Annotated in this window: 19 protein-coding genes, 2 tRNA genes, 3 rRNA genes, 1 other RNA gene and 1 pseudogene; 22 read left to right on the forward strand and 4 right to left on the reverse strand. The window is 39.4% G+C overall.

All coding sequences use genetic code 11. The features are described from left to right. Nucleotides 1–189 precede the first annotated feature (189 nt). The 3 genes from KHA87_RS21725 to KHA87_RS21735 all read right to left on the reverse strand — a co-directional run bounded on the left by KHA87_RS21725 (nt 190) and on the right by KHA87_RS21735 (nt 2,945). Complete coding sequence (locus KHA87_RS21725; RefSeq protein ID WP_213096194.1) at nt 190–858, reverse strand: deoxynucleoside kinase; 669 nt, start codon at nt 856–858, stop codon at nt 190–192. Further along, complete coding sequence (locus KHA87_RS21730) at nt 842–1,495, reverse strand: deoxynucleoside kinase (protein WP_213096195.1); 654 nt, start codon at nt 1,493–1,495, stop codon at nt 842–844. The genes KHA87_RS21725 and KHA87_RS21730 overlap by 17 nt, the downstream gene beginning before the upstream one ends. A 163-nt stretch (nt 1,496–1,658) precedes the next feature. Continuing rightward, complete coding sequence (locus tag KHA87_RS21735) at nt 1,659–2,945, reverse strand: glycosyl hydrolase family 18 protein (RefSeq protein ID WP_213096196.1); 1,287 nt, start codon at nt 2,943–2,945, stop codon at nt 1,659–1,661. A 293-nt stretch (nt 2,946–3,238) separates the two neighbouring features. Here KHA87_RS21735 and tadA point away from each other — a divergent pair, with 293 nt between their 5' ends. The 22 genes from tadA to rsmI all read left to right on the forward strand — a co-directional run bounded on the left by tadA (nt 3,239) and on the right by rsmI (nt 20,790). Beyond that, nucleotides 3,239–3,736, forward strand: a complete 498-nt coding sequence (gene tadA / locus KHA87_RS21740) for a tRNA adenosine(34) deaminase TadA (RefSeq protein WP_213096197.1) — start codon at nt 3,239–3,241, stop codon at nt 3,734–3,736. A gap of 87 nt (nt 3,737–3,823) precedes the next feature. Beyond that, nucleotides 3,824–4,088: signal recognition particle sRNA large type (gene ffs, locus KHA87_RS21745), an RNA gene on the forward strand. A 173-nt stretch (nt 4,089–4,261) separates the two neighbouring features. Next, nucleotides 4,262–5,950: a DNA polymerase III subunit gamma/tau gene (gene dnaX, locus KHA87_RS21750; RefSeq protein ID WP_213096198.1), complete on the forward strand. Its 1,689-nt coding sequence runs from the start codon at nt 4,262–4,264 to the stop codon at nt 5,948–5,950. Between the two features lie 20 nt (nt 5,951–5,970). Continuing rightward, nucleotides 5,971–6,288, forward strand: coding sequence for a YbaB/EbfC family nucleoid-associated protein (locus KHA87_RS21755; protein ID WP_213096199.1), 318 nt, complete (start codon nt 5,971–5,973; stop codon nt 6,286–6,288). 12 nt (nt 6,289–6,300) lie between these two features. Beyond that, entirely contained in the window at nt 6,301–6,897 is a 597-nt protein-coding gene (gene recR, locus KHA87_RS21760; protein WP_213096200.1) for a recombination mediator RecR, read from the forward strand. Nucleotides 6,898–6,912: 15 nt separating this feature from the next. Further along, a complete protein-coding gene (locus tag KHA87_RS21765) occupies nt 6,913–7,128 on the forward strand; it encodes a YaaL family protein (protein WP_249310737.1) in 216 nt (71 codons plus the stop codon). Nucleotides 7,129–7,215: 87 nt separating this feature from the next. Beyond that, a complete protein-coding gene (locus tag KHA87_RS21770) occupies nt 7,216–7,482 on the forward strand; it encodes a pro-sigmaK processing inhibitor BofA family protein (protein WP_213096202.1) in 267 nt (88 codons plus the stop codon). A 241-nt stretch (nt 7,483–7,723) separates the two neighbouring features. Next, a 16S ribosomal RNA gene (locus KHA87_RS21775) occupies nt 7,724–9,276 on the forward strand. Between the two features lie 87 nt (nt 9,277–9,363). Further along, a tRNA-Ile gene (locus KHA87_RS21780) sits at nt 9,364–9,440 on the forward strand. 26 nt (nt 9,441–9,466) lie between these two features. Then, a tRNA-Ala gene (locus KHA87_RS21785) sits at nt 9,467–9,542 on the forward strand. A 287-nt stretch (nt 9,543–9,829) separates the two neighbouring features. Continuing rightward, nucleotides 9,830–12,786 (forward strand): 23S ribosomal RNA (locus KHA87_RS21790). Nucleotides 12,787–12,886: 100 nt separating this feature from the next. After that, nucleotides 12,887–13,003 (forward strand): 5S ribosomal RNA (rrf, locus tag KHA87_RS21795). Together the 16S, 23S and 5S rRNA genes with 2 tRNA genes alongside form the textbook arrangement of a ribosomal RNA operon. A 315-nt stretch (nt 13,004–13,318) precedes the next feature. Beyond that, complete coding sequence (locus KHA87_RS21800) at nt 13,319–13,522, forward strand: sigma factor G inhibitor Gin (protein WP_213096150.1); 204 nt, start codon at nt 13,319–13,321, stop codon at nt 13,520–13,522. Nucleotides 13,523–13,710: 188 nt separating this feature from the next. Beyond that, on the forward strand, nt 13,711–15,138 hold the full coding sequence (locus KHA87_RS21805) for an aminotransferase class I/II-fold pyridoxal phosphate-dependent enzyme (protein WP_213096149.1): 1,428 nt from the start codon (nt 13,711–13,713) through the stop codon (nt 15,136–15,138). A 32-nt stretch (nt 15,139–15,170) separates the two neighbouring features. Continuing rightward, nucleotides 15,171–15,812, forward strand: a complete 642-nt coding sequence (gene tmk, locus KHA87_RS21810; protein ID WP_213096148.1) for a dTMP kinase — start codon at nt 15,171–15,173, stop codon at nt 15,810–15,812. A 151-nt stretch (nt 15,813–15,963) separates the two neighbouring features. Beyond that, the gene (locus KHA87_RS21815; RefSeq protein WP_213096147.1) at nt 15,964–16,293 is read left to right on the forward strand and encodes a cyclic-di-AMP receptor; all 330 of its coding nucleotides are present in this window, start codon (nt 15,964–15,966) and stop codon (nt 16,291–16,293) included. Nucleotides 16,294–16,364: 71 nt separating this feature from the next. Continuing rightward, nucleotides 16,365–16,805 carry a YaaR family protein gene (locus KHA87_RS21820; RefSeq protein WP_213096146.1) on the forward strand — a complete coding sequence of 147 codons (441 nt, stop codon included), beginning with the start codon at nt 16,365–16,367 and terminating at the stop codon, nt 16,803–16,805. Between the two features lie 14 nt (nt 16,806–16,819). After that, nucleotides 16,820–17,830 (forward strand): DNA polymerase III subunit delta', encoded by a 1,011-nt coding sequence (holB, locus tag KHA87_RS21825; protein ID WP_213096145.1) that lies wholly within the window; start codon nt 16,820–16,822, stop codon nt 17,828–17,830. Then, nucleotides 17,823–18,650: a PSP1 domain-containing protein gene (locus KHA87_RS21830; RefSeq protein ID WP_213096144.1), complete on the forward strand. Its 828-nt coding sequence runs from the start codon at nt 17,823–17,825 to the stop codon at nt 18,648–18,650. The genes holB and KHA87_RS21830 overlap by 8 nt, the downstream gene beginning before the upstream one ends. A gap of 13 nt (nt 18,651–18,663) precedes the next feature. After that, complete coding sequence (yabA, locus tag KHA87_RS21835) at nt 18,664–19,044, forward strand: DNA replication initiation control protein YabA (RefSeq protein WP_213096143.1); 381 nt, start codon at nt 18,664–18,666, stop codon at nt 19,042–19,044. Between the two features lie 80 nt (nt 19,045–19,124). Then, nucleotides 19,125–19,865 (forward strand): tRNA1(Val) (adenine(37)-N6)-methyltransferase, encoded by a 741-nt coding sequence (locus KHA87_RS21840; protein ID WP_249310725.1) that lies wholly within the window; start codon nt 19,125–19,127, stop codon nt 19,863–19,865. Between the two features lie 49 nt (nt 19,866–19,914). Then, the gene (rsmI, locus tag KHA87_RS21845; protein ID WP_213096141.1) at nt 19,915–20,790 is read left to right on the forward strand and encodes a 16S rRNA (cytidine(1402)-2'-O)-methyltransferase; all 876 of its coding nucleotides are present in this window, start codon (nt 19,915–19,917) and stop codon (nt 20,788–20,790) included. Between the two features lie 128 nt (nt 20,791–20,918). Here rsmI and KHA87_RS21850 read toward each other — a convergent pair. Beyond that, nucleotides 20,919–22,254, reverse strand: a pseudogene (locus tag KHA87_RS21850) (IS3 family transposase). Between the last annotated feature and the right edge of the window lie 119 nt (nt 22,255–22,373).

Raw genomic sequence — 22,373 nt, forward strand, 5'->3', positions numbered from 1 at the left:
TCTTGAAAACCGACAGGCGGGTTAAACCGCGCGGGGGTTCGAATCCCTCTTCCTCCGCCATATATATTTTCAACGCGCATAAATCATTGGAGATTTAAAATTCGTTACTTATGTAACGAATTTTTTGTTTTTTAAAAGTTACTTGTCCCAAAAAAAGTCGCCCTAATAAGGCGACTTTTTTAACATATATTATTTTCTTAATAATTGTGTTTGCTTAAGAAAAGAACTAATTCTTTCAATGATTGGTTCGATGCTTGCTTCATCATTCATTAAATCATAATCATTTATATTTAGACGTAGGACAGGACATGCATTAAAGGTATTAATCCAGTCTTCGTAACGTTTATGCATTTCAATCCAATATTCCACAGGTGTTTTCTGCTCCATAGGTCTTCCACGTTTTTCAATTCTTTCTAATACATCCTCAATCGAACCATCAAGGTAAATAAGTAGGTCGGGATGTGGAAAATATGGTGTCATTACCATTGCATCGAATAGATTTTTGTATGTCTCATAGTCAACCTCGGACATATTACCTTTTTCATAATGCATTTTTGCAAATATTCCAGTATCTTCATAGATGGAACGATCTTGTATAAAACCGCCGCCATATTCAAAAATTCTTTTTTGCTCTTTAAAACGTTCTCCTAAAAAGTAAATTTGTAAATGGAAGCTCCATCTTTTAAAGTCACTATAAAATTTATCAAGATATGGATTTGAGTCCACCTTTTCAAAGGATGTACGGAAACCCAATGCTTTTGCTAAAGAGTTTGTCATAGTTGATTTGCCAACACCTACAGTACCAGCAATTGTAATGACGGTATTATTTGAAATACCATATTTATTGCGAAGTTCCATAACACTGTACCCCTTTTTGTAAAGTTAAGGATAATTGATTCATAATGTACTGAAGATCAGCTTCGTATTGAATAAAATCTAGTTCGTCACCATTAAAGCGCAAAACAGGAACATGAGGATGAGTCCGTTCAAAATTATCCATAAAAAGATCATAGTCTGCTGATAATTGCTTTAAATAATCTGCACTTATGTTTTTTTCAAAATCTCTGTCTCTCATTTTAATTCGTTTCATTACTGTATCTAAACTGGCATTCAAGTAAATAACTAAATTAGGTTCCGGCATATCATTCGTTAAAATATTATATATTTGCAGATATTTTTGGTATTGTTCCGTTTTTAAAGTACGTCTAGCAAATATTAAATTTTTAAATATATGATAATCGGACACAACTGGCATATTTTTTTGGAGATAATGACTATTTATATCTTCAAGCTGCTTGTAGCGATTGCAAAGAAAAAACATCTCTAACTGAAAACTCCACTCTTCGATATTATCATAGAATTTTTCAAGGAATGGATTCTCATCTACAATTTCCTTTAAAAGATGATATTGAAAATGAGAAGAAATTGCTTTTGCAAGAGAGGTTTTCCCAATACCAATTGGCCCTTCAACCGTAATAAACGGTAGAGCTTCCATTTGTTGTCCTCCTCGGCTCATTTACCATGACACGATCCATGAGTAAATGATACACATTGTAAAAAAATCACTAATAGATATTTTAGCACATGTTAAGAATGTGTGGTACGGAATATAATTGTAAAAATTTAAAACCCCCTTAATGATATAGGGGGTTTTTAGTCTATTTTTTTTCAACATGAAAATTATCTACGATTAATAGCCAATTTTGTGGGAAGGAAAGTCCAAGTTTCCAATAGCTCATCCCTCGAAGGTTTAATTCTTTAAGCAGGTCAAATTTTGCTTGAATGGATCTCGCATCTTCAAACCAAACCTTGTGTTTTTTTCTTGATTCATCTTCGTAGTCAATATAAGGTGCCTGGGAAACAGAATCATATTTTATTGGAACATTATGATTAGCCGCAATTTGTATTGCTTGCTGAGGACTTATTGCCTTGGCAATATCCTTTCCAGGTGTAAATGGAAGGGTCCAGTCATATCCATATAAATTTTGTCCCATTAATATTTTTTTGGAAGGTATTTCTGTTACAGCATACTCCAAAACTTTTCTGACAGGTGTAATTGGTGATACTGCCATTGGGGGTCCTCCGCTATATCCCCATTCATAGGTCATGATAACCACAAAATCAACAATTTCTCCATGGGCCTTGTAATCATGCGCTTCATACCATCGTCCCTTTTGTCCCGCACTGGTTTTAGGAGCTAAGGCAGTTGAAAGGAACCATCCTTCTTTTGAAAAGCGATCCTTTGCTTTGCGTAAAAATTGGTTATACGCTTCTCTATCTTGAGGCCGCAAATATTCAAAATCTATATGAATATCTCGAAAACCATATTTTTTTGCTGTAGCAACAATATTATTCAAAAATTTATTTTGAATTTCCTGATCTGTTAAAATAATTCTTCCTAGTTCATCACTAAATTGCCCTTGTTCCTGATTGTTTATTGCCATAACTAAAACATTATGGTTCCTTCTTGCAATATCAGGCAGATTCCCCAAAGGTGGTTCCTTTAAAGACCCATCGCGATTCACCTGAAAAGCAAAGGGAGATAAATAAGTTAGGTATGGAGCTGCCTCACGTGCACTGTTCTCCAAATTGGTGGAAACAGTTTCTCCAAAAGGTTCAACATAGGCGTTAAATTCTGCATTTACCTTTCTCCGTTGAGGAATATATAATTTCATACCTACCTGTAAGGGCTGGTTAATAGAAATCCCATTCACCCTTGCCAGTTCCGCTGCTGTGGTTTGAAATCTACGTGCGATGGACATTAGGCTGTCGCCGCGCTGAACCCAATAAAAGCTTCCCACAATGGGAATAACTAATGCCTGCCCTGGGACTAGCTTGTCAGGATTAGGCAATTCATTTGCGGCGGTTAATTCGTTTGCTGATACTTGATATAGCCTAGAAATTTCAGTTACTGTTTCATTTGGACGTACCACATGTATTTGCAATTTGGGTCCCTCCTCTATGTTGAATTTACATATTTAATGAACACATCTATTTATCTTCCTTAACCATTCTATGTCTACTATGAAAAAAAATGATTAAGTATGTTGGCAATAGCTTAACCATCCTTCGATTTCAATTAAGATTACGTTATAATTAGGCAAGGCTGTTATCATATAAGTTTTGTTTTTCGAGTGAGTATCCTAGAAAAGATATTCATTCATATTATGATCGAAGAACTTTAAGCAGCCTTGGGCAAAAAATTCAAGAAATAAAATAAGATTAGAGGGTACATATAATGACATTGGATGATGCACACTTTATGACTCTTGCATTGGAAGAGGCAAAGAAGGCTGCTGAAAAAAATGAAGTTCCAATTGGCGCAGTATTAGTTTTAGATAATGAAGTATTGGCATCCGCTCACAACCTTCGAGAGTCAACACAAAATGCCACCACACATGCAGAGATATTAGCTATTCAAAAAGCATGTAATCGACTTGGATCATGGCGTCTTGAAAATGCAATCCTCTATGTAACTTTAGAACCTTGTCCCATGTGTAGTGGGGCGATTATTCAATCCAGAATAAAAAGAGTAGTATTTGGGGCATATGACCCAAAAGCAGGTTGTGTTGGCAGTCTGATGAATTTGTTGGAGGATCATCGATTTAACCATCAGTGTGAAGTTACTAGTGGTGTGTTAGAAAAGGAATGTGGTGAAATCTTAAGCCAATTTTTCCGCCAAATTCGCCATAAGAAAAAGCAGGAAAAGGCTAGTGGCAATAAGGCCAATAATTAACAGACCAATATCCGTTGATTTTTTCGCAAAACACTAGTATACTGATGTTAGCGTTAATTAACGCGAATGAATATGGTATCAACTTTGCCGTGCTAGGTGGGGAGGTAGCGGTGCCCTGTACCCGCAATCCGCTCTAGCGGGACTGAATCCCTTCTTGAGGCTAGTTTTCTGTAAGGTCTGCCTTAAGTAAGTGGTGTTGACGCTTGGGTCCTGCGCAATGGAAATCCATGAACCATGTCAGGTCCGGAAGGAAGCAGCATTAAGTGGACTATTCCATGTGCCGCAGGGTTGCCTGAGCCGAGCTAACTGCTTAAGTAACGCTTATGGGAGCTAGTCGAGGGAAGGTGCACGGCAGTTTATATTACATAGACAACTCATCCGAATAGGATGAGTTTTTTGCATTATTTTGATGAAGTTTCCCTTTATAAATGTGAAAATAAAATGGTATAAGGTATAATAGGAAAAAAGCAAATATCAAATGAAGCTAATAGGCAGAAAAAATTCAAAAAAGAAGGTGGGAGGGATATGGCGTATCAAGCATTATATAGAGTTTGGCGTCCGCAATCATTTGAGGATGTTGCAGGACAAGAGCATGTAACGAAAACACTACAAAATGCCCTCCTGCAGCAGAAGATTTCACACGCATATTTATTTTCAGGTCCAAGAGGTACTGGAAAAACGAGTGCGGCAAAAATACTGGCGAAGGCGATAAATTGTGAAAGGGCACCTGTGGCTGAACCATGTAATGAGTGTGCTGCATGTCTAGGTATAACAGATGGATCTATTCCAGATGTTATTGAAATTGATGCTGCTTCTAATAATGGTGTTGAGGAAATCCGAGATATTCGTGATAAAGTGAAATTTGCGCCAAATGCGGTACCATATAAGGTCTATATTATTGACGAGGTTCATATGCTTTCCATTGGGGCCTTTAATGCTCTCTTAAAAACATTGGAAGAGCCTCCTCAGCATGTCATCTTTATTTTAGCTACAACTGAACCGCATAAAATACCTTTAACGATTATATCTAGGTGTCAGCGTTTCGACTTTAAAAGAATAACAGCCAAAGATATTATCAAAAGAATGGTGCATATTGCAAATGGCTCAGGGATACAATTTGAAGAAAAAGCTTTTGAAATAATAGCAAGAGCAGCGGAAGGCGGACTAAGGGATGCTCTAAGCTTATTAGACCAAGCTGTTTCATTTAGTGATGAAGCTGTTACGGTAGAAGATGCTCTAACTGTTACAGGTGCTATTTCACAGGAATATTTAAATCAATTAGCAATTTCAATAAATGACAATAATGTAGCACAGGCACTGCAAACACTAGATGAACTCTTATATCAAGGGAAAGACCCTGCAAGATTCACGGAAGATTTAATTTTGTATTACCGTGATATGCTATTGTATAGGACTGCACCTAATCTAGAGGAATCCATAGAGAGAGTAATGGTAGATACAGATTTCCAAAACCTTTCAAAAAAAATAACCTCTCAGCAAATTTATGAATACATTGATATATTAAATAAGACACAGCAAGAAATGAAGTTTTCCAATATAGCGAAAATGTATATTGAAGTTGCATTAATACGATTATGTGAAATAAAATCATCACCAACAACAGACCAAAACGGTGATATTCAAAAGCTTCTCGGTAAAATAGAGAGGTTGGAAGAGGAATTAAAAAATTTAAAGACGCAAGGTTTGGTTGTTACTCATGAAGAAAAGCCACAAGCTCCGAAAAAAGCTGCGCGAATAGGCAAAGGTTATAAGGTACAAACAGGAAGAATTCATGATATATTAAAAGGAGCAACAAAACAGGACCTGCAACTTATTAAAAGCCGTTGGGGCGATATGCTCGAAATGCTGAATAACCGCCAAATGCGTTCTCAGGCAGCATTGTTAAATGAAGCGGAACCTGTTGCAGCCTCAAACAACGCCTTTGTATTGAAATTTAAGTATGAGATTCACTGTCAAATGGCAATGGAAAACCATACATTTTTGGAGGCAATTTCCTCTATATTGCAAGAGCTAACTGGGATGAATTATCAGGTAGCTGGCATTCCAGAAAATCAATGGAATGATGTCAGGGAGGATTATTTGAAAAACAGCATGGATTCTGAAGAGCAATCACATGAACAAACTGAAGAAGATCCTTTTATTGCTGAAGCAAAAAAAATAGTCGGTACTGATTTAATGGAAATAAAGGATTAAAATTTTGGAGGATGATGTAAATGCGTGGAATGGGTAATATGCAAAATATGATGAAGCAAATGCAAAAAATGCAAAAAAAAATGGCAGAAGCACAAGAACAATTAGGGGAAGAGCGTATTGAGGGAACTGCTGGCGGAGGAATGGTTTCAGTAATAGTTTCCGGGCATAAAGAAGTTTTAGAAGTGAATATTAAAGAAGAGGTTGTAGATCCTGAAGATATTGAAATGCTGCAAGATTTGGTTTTAGCTGCAACAAATGATGCTTTAAAGAAAGCAGATGAATTAACGAACCAAAAGATGGGGCAATTTACAAAAGGAATGAACTTACCAGGATTTTAAGGGGAAATAAAGATGCATTATCCTGAACCTATTACTAAGCTAATGGATAGCTTCATGAAACTGCCAGGAATTGGCCCGAAAACGGCTGCAAGACTGGCGTTTTTTGTGCTAAATATGAAGGAAGAAACTGTACTTGATTTTGCAAAGGCGCTTGTCAATGCAAAAAGAAATCTTGGTTATTGTTCCGTCTGCGGACATATTACGGATCAAGACCCATGCTATATTTGTGCAGATCAAAGACGAGACAAGAGTATTATCTGTGTTGTTCAAGATCCGAAAGATGTAATAGCAATGGAAAAAATGAAGGAATTTAACGGCTTATACCATGTTTTACATGGGGCTATTTCTCCGATGGAGGGAATAGGGCCAGAGGATATAAATGTTCCGGATTTATTAAAAAGGCTACAAGATGAAACAGTTCAAGAAGTCATTCTTGCTACTAACCCAAATATTGAAGGAGAAGCAACCGCAATGTATATCTCCAGGCTTTTGAAACCGTCCGGTATTACAGTAACCCGCATAGCTCATGGCTTACCAGTTGGCGGAGATTTAGAATATGCAGATGAAGTAACTTTATCCAAAGCGCTTGAGGGAAGACGAGAAGTGTAAAGCGGGGTGAATTTCTTGTTTGGTCGTAAATTTAAATTGAGGGAAGAGTATGATCAAAAGCTGATTAATTTAATGTCAACGGCAAGAAAAGATTGGCTACATCAAAAATCTTTAGTTGATATGAGTTTTGAATATGATGAGGAACTAAATTATTATAAATTGACAGCGGAGGCGAAATATTTCTTTTTATTTCGAGAAGCTAAAAAGAGAAATTTAAGAATAAAGATATAACACACCTATATTTCTGTATTACTGTTCTTTTTGGACAATCTGTTCATAAAATGAATAGTACCAAGCAGAAATAAGGAGTGGAAAAAATTGACCGCTGTTTTAGTTGCATCCATTATCATTGTATTGCTTTTGATATTATTAGCTGCAGGAACATCAGGGAAATCTGTTAAATGGATTGGCCAATTGTTTATAAGATTTATTATCGGTGCAGTGTTCTTGTTTTTTTTAAATGCAATTGGCAGCCGCTACGGTATTCATGTTCCAATTAATTTAATTACAACAGCCATATCAGGTATGTTAGGTATTCCTGGAGTAATTGGACTAACGATCATACAAACATGGATTATACATTAGAAATTCCTCCGCAAGAGGAATTTTTAATGTATATATTGACTTTGATTGTAATAGGTGATATTATATTAAACGTCGCTGAAATACTAAATTCAAAATTACTATAAAAAAAGTATTTGACATAAGTAATGCGGTGTGATAATATATAAAAGTTGCTTCATTGAAAGTAACTAATCTTGATCTTTGAAAACTAAACAGAACAAAACGTCAATGTTTTAAATTTTTTATGAGCTAATCAAACACTTTTTTGGAGAGTTTGATCCTGGCTCAGGACGAACGCTGGCGGCGTGCCTAATCCCTGCAAGTCGAGCGAATCAGATGGGAGCTTGCTCCCTGATGATTAGCGGCGGACGGGTGAGTAACACGTGGGTAACCTGCCTGTAAGACTGGGATAACTTCGGGAAACCGGAGCTAATACCGGCTAACTTCTTTTCTCGCATGAGAGAAGATTGAAAGATGGCTTCGGCTATCACTTACAGATGGACCCGCGGCGCATGAGCTAGTTGGTGAGGTAACGGCTCACCAAGGCGACGATGCGTAGCCGACCTGAGAGGGTGATCGGCCACACTGGGACTGAGACACGGCCCAGACTCCTACGGGAGGCAGCAGTAGGGAATCTTCCGCAATGGACGAAAGTCTGACGGAGCAACGCCGCGTGAGTGATGAAGGTTTTCGGATCGTAAAACTCTGTTGTTAGGGAAGAACAAGTATCGTTCGAATAGGGCGGTACCTTGACGGTACCTAACCAGAAAGCCACGGCTAACTACGTGCCAGCAGCCGCGGTAATACGTAGGTGGCAAGCGTTGTCCGGAATTATTGGGCGTAAAGCGCGCGCAGGCGGTTTCTTAAGTCTGATGTGAAAGCCCACGGCTCAACCGTGGAGGGTCATTGGAAACTGGGAGACTTGAGTGCAGTAGAGGAGAGTGGAATTCCACGTGTAGCGGTGAAATGCGTAGAGATGTGGAGGAACACCAGTGGCGAAGGCGACTCTCTGGTCTGTAACTGACGCTGAGGCGCGAAAGCGTGGGGAGCGAACAGGATTAGATACCCTGGTAGTCCACGCCGTAAACGATGAGTGCTAAGTGTTAGAGGGTTTCCGCCCTTTAGTGCTGCAGCTAACGCATTAAGCACTCCGCCTGGGGAGTACGGCCGCAAGGCTGAAACTCAAAGGAATTGACGGGGGCCCGCACAAGCGGTGGAGCATGTGGTTTAATTCGAAGCAACGCGAAGAACCTTACCAGGTCTTGACATCCTCTGACAACCCTAGAGATAGGGCGTTCCCCTTCGGGGGACAGAGTGACAGGTGGTGCATGGTTGTCGTCAGCTCGTGTCGTGAGATGTTGGGTTAAGTCCCGCAACGAGCGCAACCCTTGACCTTAGTTGCCAGCATTCAGTTGGGCACTCTAAGGTGACTGCCGGTGACAAACCGGAGGAAGGTGGGGATGACGTCAAATCAGCATGCCCCTTATGACCTGGGCTACACACGTGCTACAATGGATGGTACAAAGGGCTGCGAGACCGCGAGGTTTAGCCAATCCCATAAAACCCTTCTCAGTTCGGATTGCAGGCTGCAACTCGCCTGCATGAAGCCGGAATCGCTAGTAATCGCGGATCAGCATGCCGCGGTGAATACGTTCCCGGGCCTTGTACACACCGCCCGTCACACCACGAGAGTTTGTAACACCCGAAGTCGGTGAGGTAACCTTTTGGAGCCAGCCGCCGAAGGTGGGACAGATGATTGGGGTGAAGTCGTAACAAGGTAGCCGTATCGGAAGGTGCGGCTGGATCACCTCCTTTCTAAGGAGAATGGAAGACCACTTACGTGGTTATAAAGACGGGCTTGTTCTGTTTAGTTTTGAAAGAGCAATCTTTCCTATTAGGTATGGGCCTATAGCTCAGCTGGTTAGAGCGCACGCCTGATAAGCGTGAGGTCGATGGTTCGAGTCCATTTAGGCCCACCATACTTCTGAAAATAATATTATGATATGGGGCCTTAGCTCAGCTGGGAGAGCGCCTGCTTTGCACGCAGGAGGTCAGCGGTTCGATCCCGCTAGGCTCCACCAATTTTGAAGGGTCAATCCTTCATAGTTATAATGATAAATTAGAAACTATTAATACTTAGTTTCTAAATTTCATTAAAGTCTTTTGCTCCTGCGGCAGAGCATATTCGGGGATGATTAGGTTCACCTCGGAGCAAGGCTGCATGTAGCAAACTCACTGATGATAATCACGATGTGATGGAAGTCAGTTGCCTTGTTCTTTGAAAACTAGATACTGCAAGAAGAAACCAAGTAAAACCGAGAATCGCCCCTTTATGGATTAATCCATTTGAAGTAGTAATAACCGTAGAGGTTAAGTTAGTAAGGGCGCACGGTGGATGCCGTGGCACTAGGAGACGATGAAGGACGGGACTAACACCGATATGCTTCGGGGAGCTGTAAGCAAGCTTTGATCCGGAGATTTCCGAATGGGGGAACCCACTGCTCGTAATGGAGCAGTATCCTTATCTGAATACATAGGGTAAGGAAGGCAGACCCGGGGAACTGAAACATCTAAGTACCCGGAGGAAGAGAAAGCAAACGCGATTTCCTGAGTAGCGGCGAGCGAAACGGAAGAAGCCCAAACCAAGAGGCTTGCCTCTTGGGGTTGTAGGACACTCTATACGGAGTTACAAAGGAACGGAGTAGATGAAGAGGTCTGGAAAGGCCCGTCAAAGAAGGTAACAACCCTGTAGTGGAAACTTCGTTCCCTCCAGAGTGGATCCTGAGTATGGCGGGACACGTGAAATCCCGTCGGAAGCAGGGAGGACCATCTCCCAAGGCTAAATACTCCCTAGTGACCGATAGTGAACCAGTACCGTGAGGGAAAGGTGAAAAGCACCCCGGGAGGGAGTGAAAGAGAACCTGAAACCGTGTGCCTACAAGTAGTTAGAGCCCTGTGCATATTTCCCTTTGGAAAAATGCCGGGTGATAGCGTGCCTTTTGTAGAATGAACCGGCGAGTTACGATTTCATGCAAGGTTAAGCTGATGAGGCGGAGCCGCAGCGAAAGCGAGTCTGAATAGGGCGAACATAGTATGAGGTCGTAGACCCGAAACCAGGTGATCGACCCATGTCCAGGGTGAAGGTAAGGTAACACTTACTGGAGGCCCGAACCCACGCACGTTGTAAAGTGCGGGGATGAGGTGTGGGTAGCGGAGAAATTCCAATCGAACTTGGAGATAGCTGGTTCTCTCCGAAATAGCTTTAGGGCTAGCCTCAAGATGAAGAGTATTGGAGGTAGAGCACTGTTTGGACTAGGGGCCCTCATCGGGTTACCGAATTCAGACACACTCCGAATGCCAAATACTTATGCTTGGGAGTCAGACTGCGAGTGATAAGATCCGTAGTCAAAAGGGAAACAGCCCAGACCACCAGCTAAGGTCCCAAAGTATACGTTAAGTGGAAAAGGATGTGGAGTTGCTTAGACAACCAGGATGTTGGCTTAGAAGCAGCCACCATTTAAAGAGTGCGTAATAGCTCACTGGTCGAGTGACTCTGCGCCGAAAATGTACCGGGGCTAAACGTATCACCGAAGCTGTGGATGGACACCGTAGGTGTCCGTGGTAGGAGAGCGTTCTAAGGGCGGTGAAGCCAGACCGGAAGGACTGGTGGAGCGCTTAGAAGTGAGAATGCCGGTATGAGTAGCGAAAGAAGGGTGAGAATCCCTTCCACCGAATGCCTAAGGTTTCCTGAGGAAGGCTCGTCCGCTCAGGGTTAGTCGGGACCTAAGCCGAGGCCGAAAGGCGTAGGCGATGGACAACAGGTTGATATTCCTGTACCACCTCTGTACCGTTTGAACGATGGGGGGACGCAGGAGGATAGGGTAAGCGCACTGTTGGATATGTGCGTCCAAGCAGTTAGGCTGGTAACGAGGCAAATCCCGTAACCGTGAAGGCGGAGCTGTGATGGCGAGGGAAATATAGTACCGAAGTTCCTGATTCCACACTGCCAAGAAAATCCTCTAGTGAGGTAAAAGGTGCCCGTACCGCAAACCGACACAGGTAGGCGAGGAGAGAATCCTAAGGTGAGCGAGAGAACTCTCGTTAAGGAACTCGGCAAAATGACCCCGTAACTTCGGGAGAAGGGGTGCTCTGGTAGGGTGCAAGCCCGAGAGAGCCGCAGTGAATAGGCCCAGGCGACTGTTTAGCAAAAACACAGGTCTCTGCGAAGCCGCAAGGCGAAGTATAGGGGCTGACGCCTGCCCGGTGCTGGAAGGTTAAGAGGAGGGGTTAGCGCAAGCGAAGCTCTGAATTGAAGCCCCAGTAAACGGCGGCCGTAACTATAACGGTCCTAAGGTAGCGAAATTCCTTGTCAGGTAAGTTCTGACCCGCACGAAAGGCGTAACGATCTGGGCACTGTCTCAACGAGAGACTCGGTGAAATTATAGTACCTGTGAAGATGCAGGTTACCCGCGACAGGACGGAAAGACCCCGTGGAGCTTTACTGCAGCTTGATATTGAATTTTGGTACAGCTTGTACAGGATAGGTAGGAGCCTTTGAAGCCGGAGCGCCAACTTCGGTGGAGGCGTCGGTGGGATACTACCCTGGCTGTATTGAAATTCTAACCCGCACCCCTCAATCGGGGTGGGAGACAGTGTCAGGCAGGCAGTTTGACTGGGGCGGTCGCCTCCTAAAGAGTAACGGAGGCGCCCAAAGGTTCCCTCAGAATGGTTGGAAATCATTCGTAGAGTGTAAAGGCACACGGGAGCTTGCCTGCGAGACCTACAAGTCGAGCAGGGACGAAAGTCGGGCTTAGTGATCCGGTGGTTCCGCATGGAAGGGCCATCGCTCAACGGATAAAAGCTACCCCGGGGATAACAGGCTTATCTCCCCCAAGAGTCCACATCGACGGGGAGGTTTGGCACCTCGATGTCGGCTCATCGCATCCTGGGGCTGTAGTCGGTCCCAAGGGTTGGGCTGTTCGCCCATTAAAGCGGTACGCGAGCTGGGTTCAGAACGTCGTGAGACAGTTCGGTCCCTATCCGTCGTGGGCGTAGGAAATTTGAGAGGAGCTGTCCTTAGTACGCGAGGACCGGGATGGACGCACCGCTGGTGTACCAGTTGTCTTGCCAAAGGCATCGCTGGGTAGCTATGTGCGGAAGGGATAAGTGCTGAAAGCATCTAAGCATGAAGCCCCCCTCAAGATGAGATTTCCCATAGCGTCAAGCTAGTAAGATCCCTGAAAGATGATCAGGTTGATAGGTTCGAGGTGGAAGTGTGGCGACACATGGAGCTGACGAATACTCATCGATCGAGGACTTAACCAAAAAAACGATTCTCTTTACTTGATTCTTCTGCAGTATTTAGATTTGAGGGAACAAACCCTTACAAAAAGAAAGTTATTTTGCTTTCAGCAAAAAACTGAGGTCTGGTAATCATGGCGAGAAGGTCACACCCGTTCCCATCCCGAACACGGAAGTTAAGCTTCTCAGCGCCGATGGTAGTTGGGGGCTCTCCCCCTGCAAGAGTAGGACGTTGCCAGGCAAACAGAAAAAGCCGCAGATTTGATTCTGCGGCTTTTTTATATACTTTTATTAGGTAAAGACCTGATTCGCGAGAATAAGTACAATTTTTGCGAGATTAAGAAAAAAAATTCATGAAATTAGTGTTAAATATAACAATATTAATCACAAAACTAACTTAAATTAGCAATAAAAGAATAATAATTCTATAGACATACACATGGAAACCTTAGAAAACATACAATATTAAATGAACTTTTATTTGTAACGACAATATTTAGAAAATTGTATATTAAAATAATTATTGGAAATAATATTGTGTATGGAGGTGGAGATTATGGGCCATATAGCAGCCGAGAGAACAATAGGGGAAACGTGTATTGTTTGTGAGCAGTTTAAAGAAAAAGGTATCCATCTGTATACATCATTTATATGTGAAGAATGTGAAAAAGATATGGTAATAACGGATACAAATGACCCTAAATATAAATATTATGTTGAACGATTGAAAATAGTCAGCTATAAGCAAAACATTTCTTAACCAAGCTATGGAAAGAGCTTGGTTTTTTGCATGTGTATAAATTCGCTTAAGCGAGCTTACACTTTTTTTATGAAGTTTCACTTTATTGCCCTGTATAGTACAATAAAATAAGATAAGCACTTCTCTTAGTGTTTGAAGTATTTTCGATTTAAAGAGTTTTCTTAAATGAACGAAAGGTAATTGTTAAATTGGATCAAAAATGTATACCCTTATATGAGGAATTAAACAATTTTAAAAGGAGTAATCCTATTTCTTATCATGTCCCAGGACATAAGAATGGTTTACTATATAAGGAATTTAATACTGAGTGGGCAAAGTTTCTTCAATATGATGTAACAGAGCTTAAGGGGCTGGATGATTTGCATGCTCCGGACGGGCCTATTAAGTACGCACAGGAATTATTAAGCTCTTTCTATAAAACTCAAAAAAGCTATTTTCTTGTTAATGGGAGCACTGTAGGAAATGTTGCAAGTATTTTGAGTTCCTTTGATACAAATGATTATGTTTTAGTACAACGAAATTGTCATAAATCCGTTTTAAATGCACTTTCTATAGCAAACGTAAATCCAATTTTTCTTTCACCTAAAGTGGATAAAGATTTAAGTATACCAACAGAAATAGAACCATCAATGGTAAGGAAGGCGTTTGAAAATTTTCCTACTTTAAGGGGTTGCATTCTGACCTATCCTAATTATTACGGATTTACATATAATTTAAAGGAAATTATAGAAATCGTTCACGAAAACAATGGTTTGGTTATTGTGGATGAAGCACATGGGCCTCATTTTCAATTGGGTAATCCATTACCAGATTCAGCTATAAAATTAGGTGCTGATATTATTATTCAATCTGCACATAAAATGCTTCCAGCTATGACAATGGGATCATATTTGCACATTAATAGCCAGCTGGTTTCGACTGAGCGAATGGAGCATTATTTGGGAATGCTTCAATCAAGTAGTCCATCTTATCCGATTATGATGTCTTTAGATATAGCTCGTCATTACATAGCGAACTTTACAAAAGAGGATTTGGAATATACTTTATCAAAGCGTGCTTATTTTATTTCTGAGTTATCAAAAATAGAAGGTTTATCGATACATACCAAATCCGGACAAGACCCACTTAAGATTATTGTATCTTATGATGGATATTCAGGGTTTGAATATCAGGATATATTAAATGAGCAAGGGGTCTATCCTGAGTTTGCGGATCAATACCATGTTGTTTTTGTTTTTCCGTTATTAAAGAAAAATATCCACTACCCTATAGATGATACTGTCGGGCGAATGAAAGCTTCCTGTAAATTAAGGACTCATAAATCCTGTATTAAAAGAAATGGATTTACATATAACCGGGGGTTCACCCAATTATCGCTGTCGTATGAAGAAATGAAGGGAAAACAAACACAATGGGTAGAAATATGTGAAGCACCCAATCGAATTGCTGCCAAAATGATTACCCCATACCCACCAGGTATACCATTGATTTTGCCAGGTGAAAAAATAACAGAGGAACAAATGGAAATGTTAAGTAAATTAATAAAGCTAAATGCAAAAATACAAGGAGATCTTTCCCGAATTAGAGAAGGATTAATTTCCGTATATATAGATTAGGGATTCATCGAAATGATATCGGAGGACATCTTATGAAAGGTTTATTTATTACATTTGAAGGACCAGAGGGCGCTGGAAAAACGACTATTTTACAAATGCTAGGAACAGAATTGCAGCAAAAAGGCTTAGACATTATTATGACTCGTGAACCTGGAGGTATCCGAATCGCAGAGCAAATACGGGAAGTTATATTAAATAAAAGAAATACGGAAATGGACTCTCGTACGGAAGCCTTATTATATGCTGCTGCCAGGAGGCAACATTTAGTGGAAAGAGTTTTACCAGCATTAGCTGAAGGCTCCATTGTATTATGCGACCGATTTATTGATAGTTCATTAGCATACCAAGGATATGCAAGAGGAATAGGAATTGATGAGGTATTTGCCATAAATCAATTTGCTATTCAGAATGTTATGCCGGATTTAACCATTTATTTTAATGTACCTGTAAAAATTGGGTTAAAAAGAATTCAGGAAAACAGTGGGAGAGAAGTAAATAGACTTGATCTAGAAGAGCTGGATTTCCATGAAAGGGTTAGTGAAGGATTTGCATTATTAATGGAAAAATTTCCAGAAAGAATTTATGAAATTGATGCAAGCAAGGATATCAATGAGGTTTATCAAATGGTTAAAGAAAAGGTTAATAATGTTCTAAAAGCAAAATGGAATCAATAATTACCTTGGAGGAAATTATTTCTCCAAGGTTTTTTGTGAATAAAGAGGATTATTAAGGCATTAGCGCAAATACATATATAATAATAAATGGTATAATAGAAAAAAGTTAATGTTCAAAACAAGAAGAAATAAATTTTAGGAGGGGAGTATTATGAAGCTAATATTAGCAGTTGTACAAGACCAAGATAGTTCTCGATTAATGAATGCGATGGTAGAACATAACTTTAGAGTTACGAAACTTGCAAGTACGGGCGGTTTTTTAAAGTCTGGAAATACAACATTTATGATTGGGACAGAAGATATTAGAGTGGAGAAAGCTCTGCAAGTAATTAAGGATAATTGCAAATCACGTGAACAGCTAATGGCACCGGTATCACCAATGGGTGGTAATGCAGATTCATATATCCCGTACCCTGTTGAAGTAGAGGTTGGAGGAGCAACTGTATTTGTTCTTCCTGTTGAACAATTTCATCATTTTTAATAGGTTTCTTTTCTCAGCGTGAGGAAAAATACTAACAAATTACGAATACTGCCTTTAAAGAGGAGAATGACGTGAAAATACATCAAGATTTAAGAGTTGGTCTTGAGAAATCCCGCCAAGATGCTAAACAGGTTGCGGCAGGGGGAACAAAATTTTCTGCTATTGTTCAAAAACAAGAAGAAAAGCTGCAAATGGATCAGCTCAATAAATTATTATCAGAAATTGAAAGTGCCGGTGAAAAATTAGCCAAATCCCGTACTTTTAAAGATTTGGCAAAGTATAAGGCTTTGGTGAAGCGCTTTGTTCGTGAAACCGTGGATTTTGGTATGAATTTAAAACAATCACATACATGGAATCAATATGGAGAAGGACGGAAGCTAAATATTATTGAAACGATTGATAAACAACTAGTCGAACTTACAGATGAACATATTAAAAAGGAAAGTTCTTCGATCGATATATTAGGTAAAATTGGTGAAATAAAAGGATTATTAATTAATTTATATACGTAAGAGAGTGATGCAGTTTGGCAGTAACATGGGATGGACTGGAAAAGGTTCAACCTCTTGCGACAAGGACATTAAAAAACAGTATTCAAAAAAATAGAATTGCACATGCCTACTTGCTCGAGGGTGAGCGTGGAACTGGCAAAAGGGATGTTAGTAATCTAATAGCTAAGACATTGTTGTGTCTGAATTTGCAGGATCAAATAATCCCTTGTGAAGCATGTATAAATTGTAAAAGAATTAATAATGGGAGCCATCCGGATGTCCATATAGTTGAACCAGATGGCTTATCCATTAAAAAGGATCAAATAAAAACTCTTCAGCAGGAATTTAGTAAATCGGCAGTAGAGTCAGAGAAGAAGCTATATACAATCATCCATGCTGATAAAATGACCGTCAATGCGGCAAATAGTTTACTTAAATTTTTGGAAGAGCCAAATGAAGGTACAACTGCGATATTAATAACAGAGCAAATACAGCAAATTTTGCCGACGATTATATCAAGATGCCAGGTCATTACCTTTAGAATGATTCCTACAGATGTATTAGTAAATAAGTTATTGGAAGCAGGCGTATCCTCTTCTAATGCACTAATATTAGCTAGCATTACCAATAATATTCATGAAGCTTTAGAGTTAAATAATGATGAGTGGTTTGCACAAGCTAGAAAATTAGTGTTAAAATTATATGAGGTCTTGAGAAAAAGTGCGGCTTCCGCAATGGTTGCACTTCAAGAAGATTGGTATCCTCATTTTAAAGAAAAAAGTCAAATAGACCGTGGTTTAGATCTATTGCTTTTTGTATATAAAGATCTTATTTCATTACGTTTAGGCAAAGATAAACAACAACTTCTATATCCGGATTTCCGTAATCAGTTAGAGATGGATGTATTGCAAATGTCCACACGTACGTTAACAGATAAAATGTCCTCTATTTTAGAGGCGAAACGCAAGCTAAATGCAAATATGAATCCACAATTATTGATGGAGCAGCTTGTTTTAAAATTGCAGGGGGGATCTACCTTTGTTTGATGTTGTAGGTGTAAGATTTAAAAAGGCCGGAAAAATATATTACTTTGATCCGGATGATCTCATAATTCAAAAAAATGACTCTGTAATTGTAGAAACAGTTCGGGGAATAGAATTTGGAAAAGTGGTTACAGATCGTAAGTCAGTTGATGAGAACGATGTTGTGTTGCCATTAAAGAAGGTCATTCGCATTGCTAATGAAAAAGATCAAATGATAGTAAGTGAAAATAAAGAAGCAGCTAGGGAAGCTTACGAGGTTTGCTCTGAAAAGGTAATAGAACATCAGCTCGATATGAAATTAGTAGACGTCGAGTACACGTTTGATCGGAATAAAGTAATCTTTTATTTTACTGCCGATGGACGCGTTGATTTTCGGGAGCTCGTAAAGGACCTTGCAGCGATTTTTCGTACTAGGATAGAATTAAGGCAAATTGGAGTAAGAGATGAAGCGAAAATGCTCGGCGGAATTGGACCATGCGGACGTATGCTTTGCTGCTCGACATTTCTAGGTGATTTTGAGCCGGTATCGATAAAAATGGCGAAGGACCAAAATTTATCTCTTAATCCTACCAAGATTTCTGGCTTATGTGGTCGGTTAATGTGCTGCTTGAAATACGAAAATGACGAGTACGAAGCAGCGAAGGAAAGCTTACCTGATATTGGTGAGACAATCCAAACCCCACACGGAATGGGGAAAATTATTGGATTGAATATACTTGAAAGAGTTTTGCAAGTAGAATTAGTTGGGCAAGAACGGATATTGGAATTTACGATGGATGAGATCCTGAATGAAGATGCCATATCAATCCAAGCCACGGAATAATGAGGTGGAGTTTATGGATAAAAACGAATTCTTCGATTCAGTCAGCAATATGGAAATACAAATTGGTGATTTGTATCAACAGCTGGGTGAATTAAAAAAATATTTAGCCAAAATGATAGAAGAAAACAATGCTTTAAGATTAGAAAATGAATATTTGCGAAAGCGGCTGGATAACGGAGGAAAATCCATAAACAACGAGACTACCACTTCTTCAACTGGATTGGATGGAAAGGATGACCCTACAAAAGCCGATAAAGAATTAGATATTGGTGAAGGTTACGATAATTTGGCTAGATTATATCAAGAAGGATTTCACATTTGTAATGTACATTTTGGAAGTCCGCGCAAAGATGAAGATTGTTTATTCTGCCTATCATTTTTAAATAAGAAATAAAATGTATATAAAGGTTGTTCCATAAGTATTTTTATTCTACTTTTTTGGGACAACCTTATTTTTAACGGAGGTTGACAGGCTTGTTATCGGGCGATGAGAGACTAGATTATTTACTAGCTGAAAATTTAAGGATTATTCAAAGTCCATCGGTATTTTCCTTTTCTCTAGATGCAGTTTTATTAGCTAGATTTTCCTATCTCCCTATACAAAAGGGAAATATTATTGATTTATGTACAGGTAATGGTGTAATCCCTCTCCTATTAAGCGGGAGAACTAAAGGTAAAATTACGGGAGTAGAAATCCAAGAACGACTTTACGACATGGCAGTTAGAAGCGTGGAATTAAACCAGCTCACAGATCAAATACATATAATACATGCAGACCTCAAGGATATGCCGAAACAACTAGGAACGGGGAAGTTTGATGTAGTAACGTGTAATCCACCCTATTTTGTAACTCCAGAAAAGGGAATTATAAATGAAAATGAACATTTGGCTATTGCTAGGCATGAAATATTATGTACGCTTGAGGATGTCGTGAAAACAAGTAGCTTACTCTTAAAGCAAGGTGGAAAGGCAGCTTTTGTACATAGACCAGGTAGACTGGTTGATATTTTAACATTAATGCAAAAATATCGAATTGAACCGAAGCGCCTTCGATTTGTATATCCGAAGCTGGGGAAAGAAGCCAATACTATACTGGTTGAAGGAATTAAAGATGGAAATCGTGATTTGAAAATACTACCTCCTTTAATTACTTATAAGGAAAATAATCAATATACAGAAGAGGTAGAAGAGATGCTATTTGGAAAGAGCAAATAGTTCTATGTTATTCAAAAAGAACAATCTTTGAAAGAGGCTGGTTTATCTAATGCAGCAGCAAAAAAGCTTTATTAATGAAGATAGTAAGGGTATTTTATATCTTGTCCCTACTCCAATTGGAAATTTAGAAGATATGACATTCAGAGCTATTCGAATGCTAAAGGAGGCTGCATTAATTGCAGCGGAGGACACTAGAAATACAAAAAAGCTATGTAATTATTTTGATATCCATACTCCTATTACAAGCTATCATGAGCATAATAAGGAGACAAGCTCGAAACAATTAATTTCCCGTTTAAAGGAAGGTGCAAAGATTGCGCTTGTTAGTGATGCAGGTATGCCTTCTATTTCGGACCCGGGATTTGAGCTGGTAGTTGCAGCAATCGAAGAGCAAATTAGTGTTGTTCCATTGCCTGGAGCGAATGCTGCGCTAACGGCATTAATTGCTTCAGGAATAAAGCCGCAGCCATTTTATTTTTATGGTTTTTTGACGCGAGGAAAGAAGGAAAGAATAGAGGAATTGGAGATATTAAAAAAACAGTCTTCCACTTTTATTTTATATGAAGCACCCCATCGTTTGAAGGATACGCTGTCTGCAATGAAAACAGTGCTGGGGAACCGTAATATTACATTGTGCCGAGAATTAACAAAAAAATATGAGGAGTTTATCCGAGGTACAATAGAAGAGGTATTCCATTGGGCTGAAAGTAATGAGATACGTGGAGAGTTCTGTATCATTGTTCAAGGAAATGAAAATGATGAATTGGAAGAGGAACTAAAATGGTGGGAGTCTCTTTCTGTTGTTGATCACGTTAATGCTTATATTCAAAAAGAAGGCTTTACCTCTAAAGATGCAATAAAACAAACCGCTAAAGATCGTGGAGTTCCAAAAAGAGATGTTTATCAAGAATATCATATCGAATAAGAAAACGGCATGCGTGGCTGCTTGCGGTAAACTTAATAAGTAAAACTGAAAACAATACAAAAATAAAAAAAGCATGACTGCTTGTAAATCTAAAGTGTACCCTTTGTAAAGGACATTTTAAAAAAGAGTTAAGCAATCTTAAGAAGATGATTCCTGTATTGAACAGGGGTCATCTTCTTTAAATTCCATTGGTATCTGAAGTTGTTATAATAAATCATATAAGAATTAATTTCTTTCTTCAGTTCCTCAAGTGTGTTACAAGGTTTGATAAAGGCTTCATCCTTAAAGTGGCCAAACAATGATTCCTGGGGGGCATTATCCCAACAATTTCCTCTCCTTGACATTGACTGTCCAAGCTTATATTTTCTCACTCTTTTTTGATATAGGGGGCTGGTATAGTGAACGCCTTGGTCAGAGTGTATAAAAGCATCGGGTGCTAACTTAACCTTTCGATTTTGCTTTAGTTTACAAAGTGTGTCCATTGCTATATCTAAAGTGATACGATCAGAAACATTGTAAGCCAGGATTTCATTGGTTGATCCGTCTTTAATGGTCGATAGATAGGCTTTCTTTCCTTGTCCATACAATAAATAGGTAATGTCAGTACGAAGGACTTTTCCAGGTGTTCCTTGCTTAAACTGTCGTTGTAACAAGTTAGGCAGAACCCTGTGTTCTTGCGTTGCTTTCATCATTTTTCGATAAGGATTCGATTTTCTAATCGGGCAGACTATACCATACTTCTTCATAATACGCCGTATACGTTTCAAATTGAAAACAACCTTAAATTGATCAGCCAATGTCATTTTAATCTGGCGAGCCCCTTTTTTGCGATTCTTAAATTTATATGCCTTTATGATCACGTCTCTTAGCTTCTCGTCCTTTTTTCCCGTTCTTCTCTATTCTGGTGTGAGGATACAGTAAAGTAATTATAATATCCCGAACGGGATACGCCTGAGATGTCACACAAATAACGAAGCTTATTTTTAAGCTTATACTTTTCAATTATGGAGTGGATTAATAAGTACCTTTGTTCAGCTGAAAGTTTTATTTCTTCCCCTTTAGCCTCCTTTCGGCTAATTCTATCTTTTTTAACAATTCATTTTCAGCTTTCAATAAATTATTTTGAGCTTCTAGCCTTGCATATCTTTCTTCTAATTTAAGGTCACGTTCACTAGGTCTGCCAGTATTCTCTTTTCGGGTATCTGTTAAACCAGTGATACCATTCTTTCGATAAGCAGCACACCATCTACTAGTTGATGATCGAACCCTTCTTTCTCCAATTATTTCTATGTCAAACCCACATACTTCAAAAATTTGTTTAGGCAGTTTACCATTCTCATATTCGGCAATAAAATAACGTTTGAATTCATCTCTATAAGTAATCCCTTTTGAGCTTACTGACTTTACATAGAAATTATTTGATAACTTCGAAATTTCTCCCTGTGTGAATGTTTTTTTACTCATATTTGATCCCCAATCCCCATTTTTCCTCATTATACATAAAAGTACCCTATAGGGCAGACTCTTTTTTTAAAGTGTCTACTCTATAGGGTACATTTTAATCAGTCATGCTTTTTTTATTT

The sequence above is a fragment of the Bacillus sp. FJAT-49736 genome, from assembly GCF_018343615.1.
Taxonomy (GTDB): domain Bacteria; phylum Bacillota; class Bacilli; order Bacillales; family Bacillaceae_C; genus Margalitia.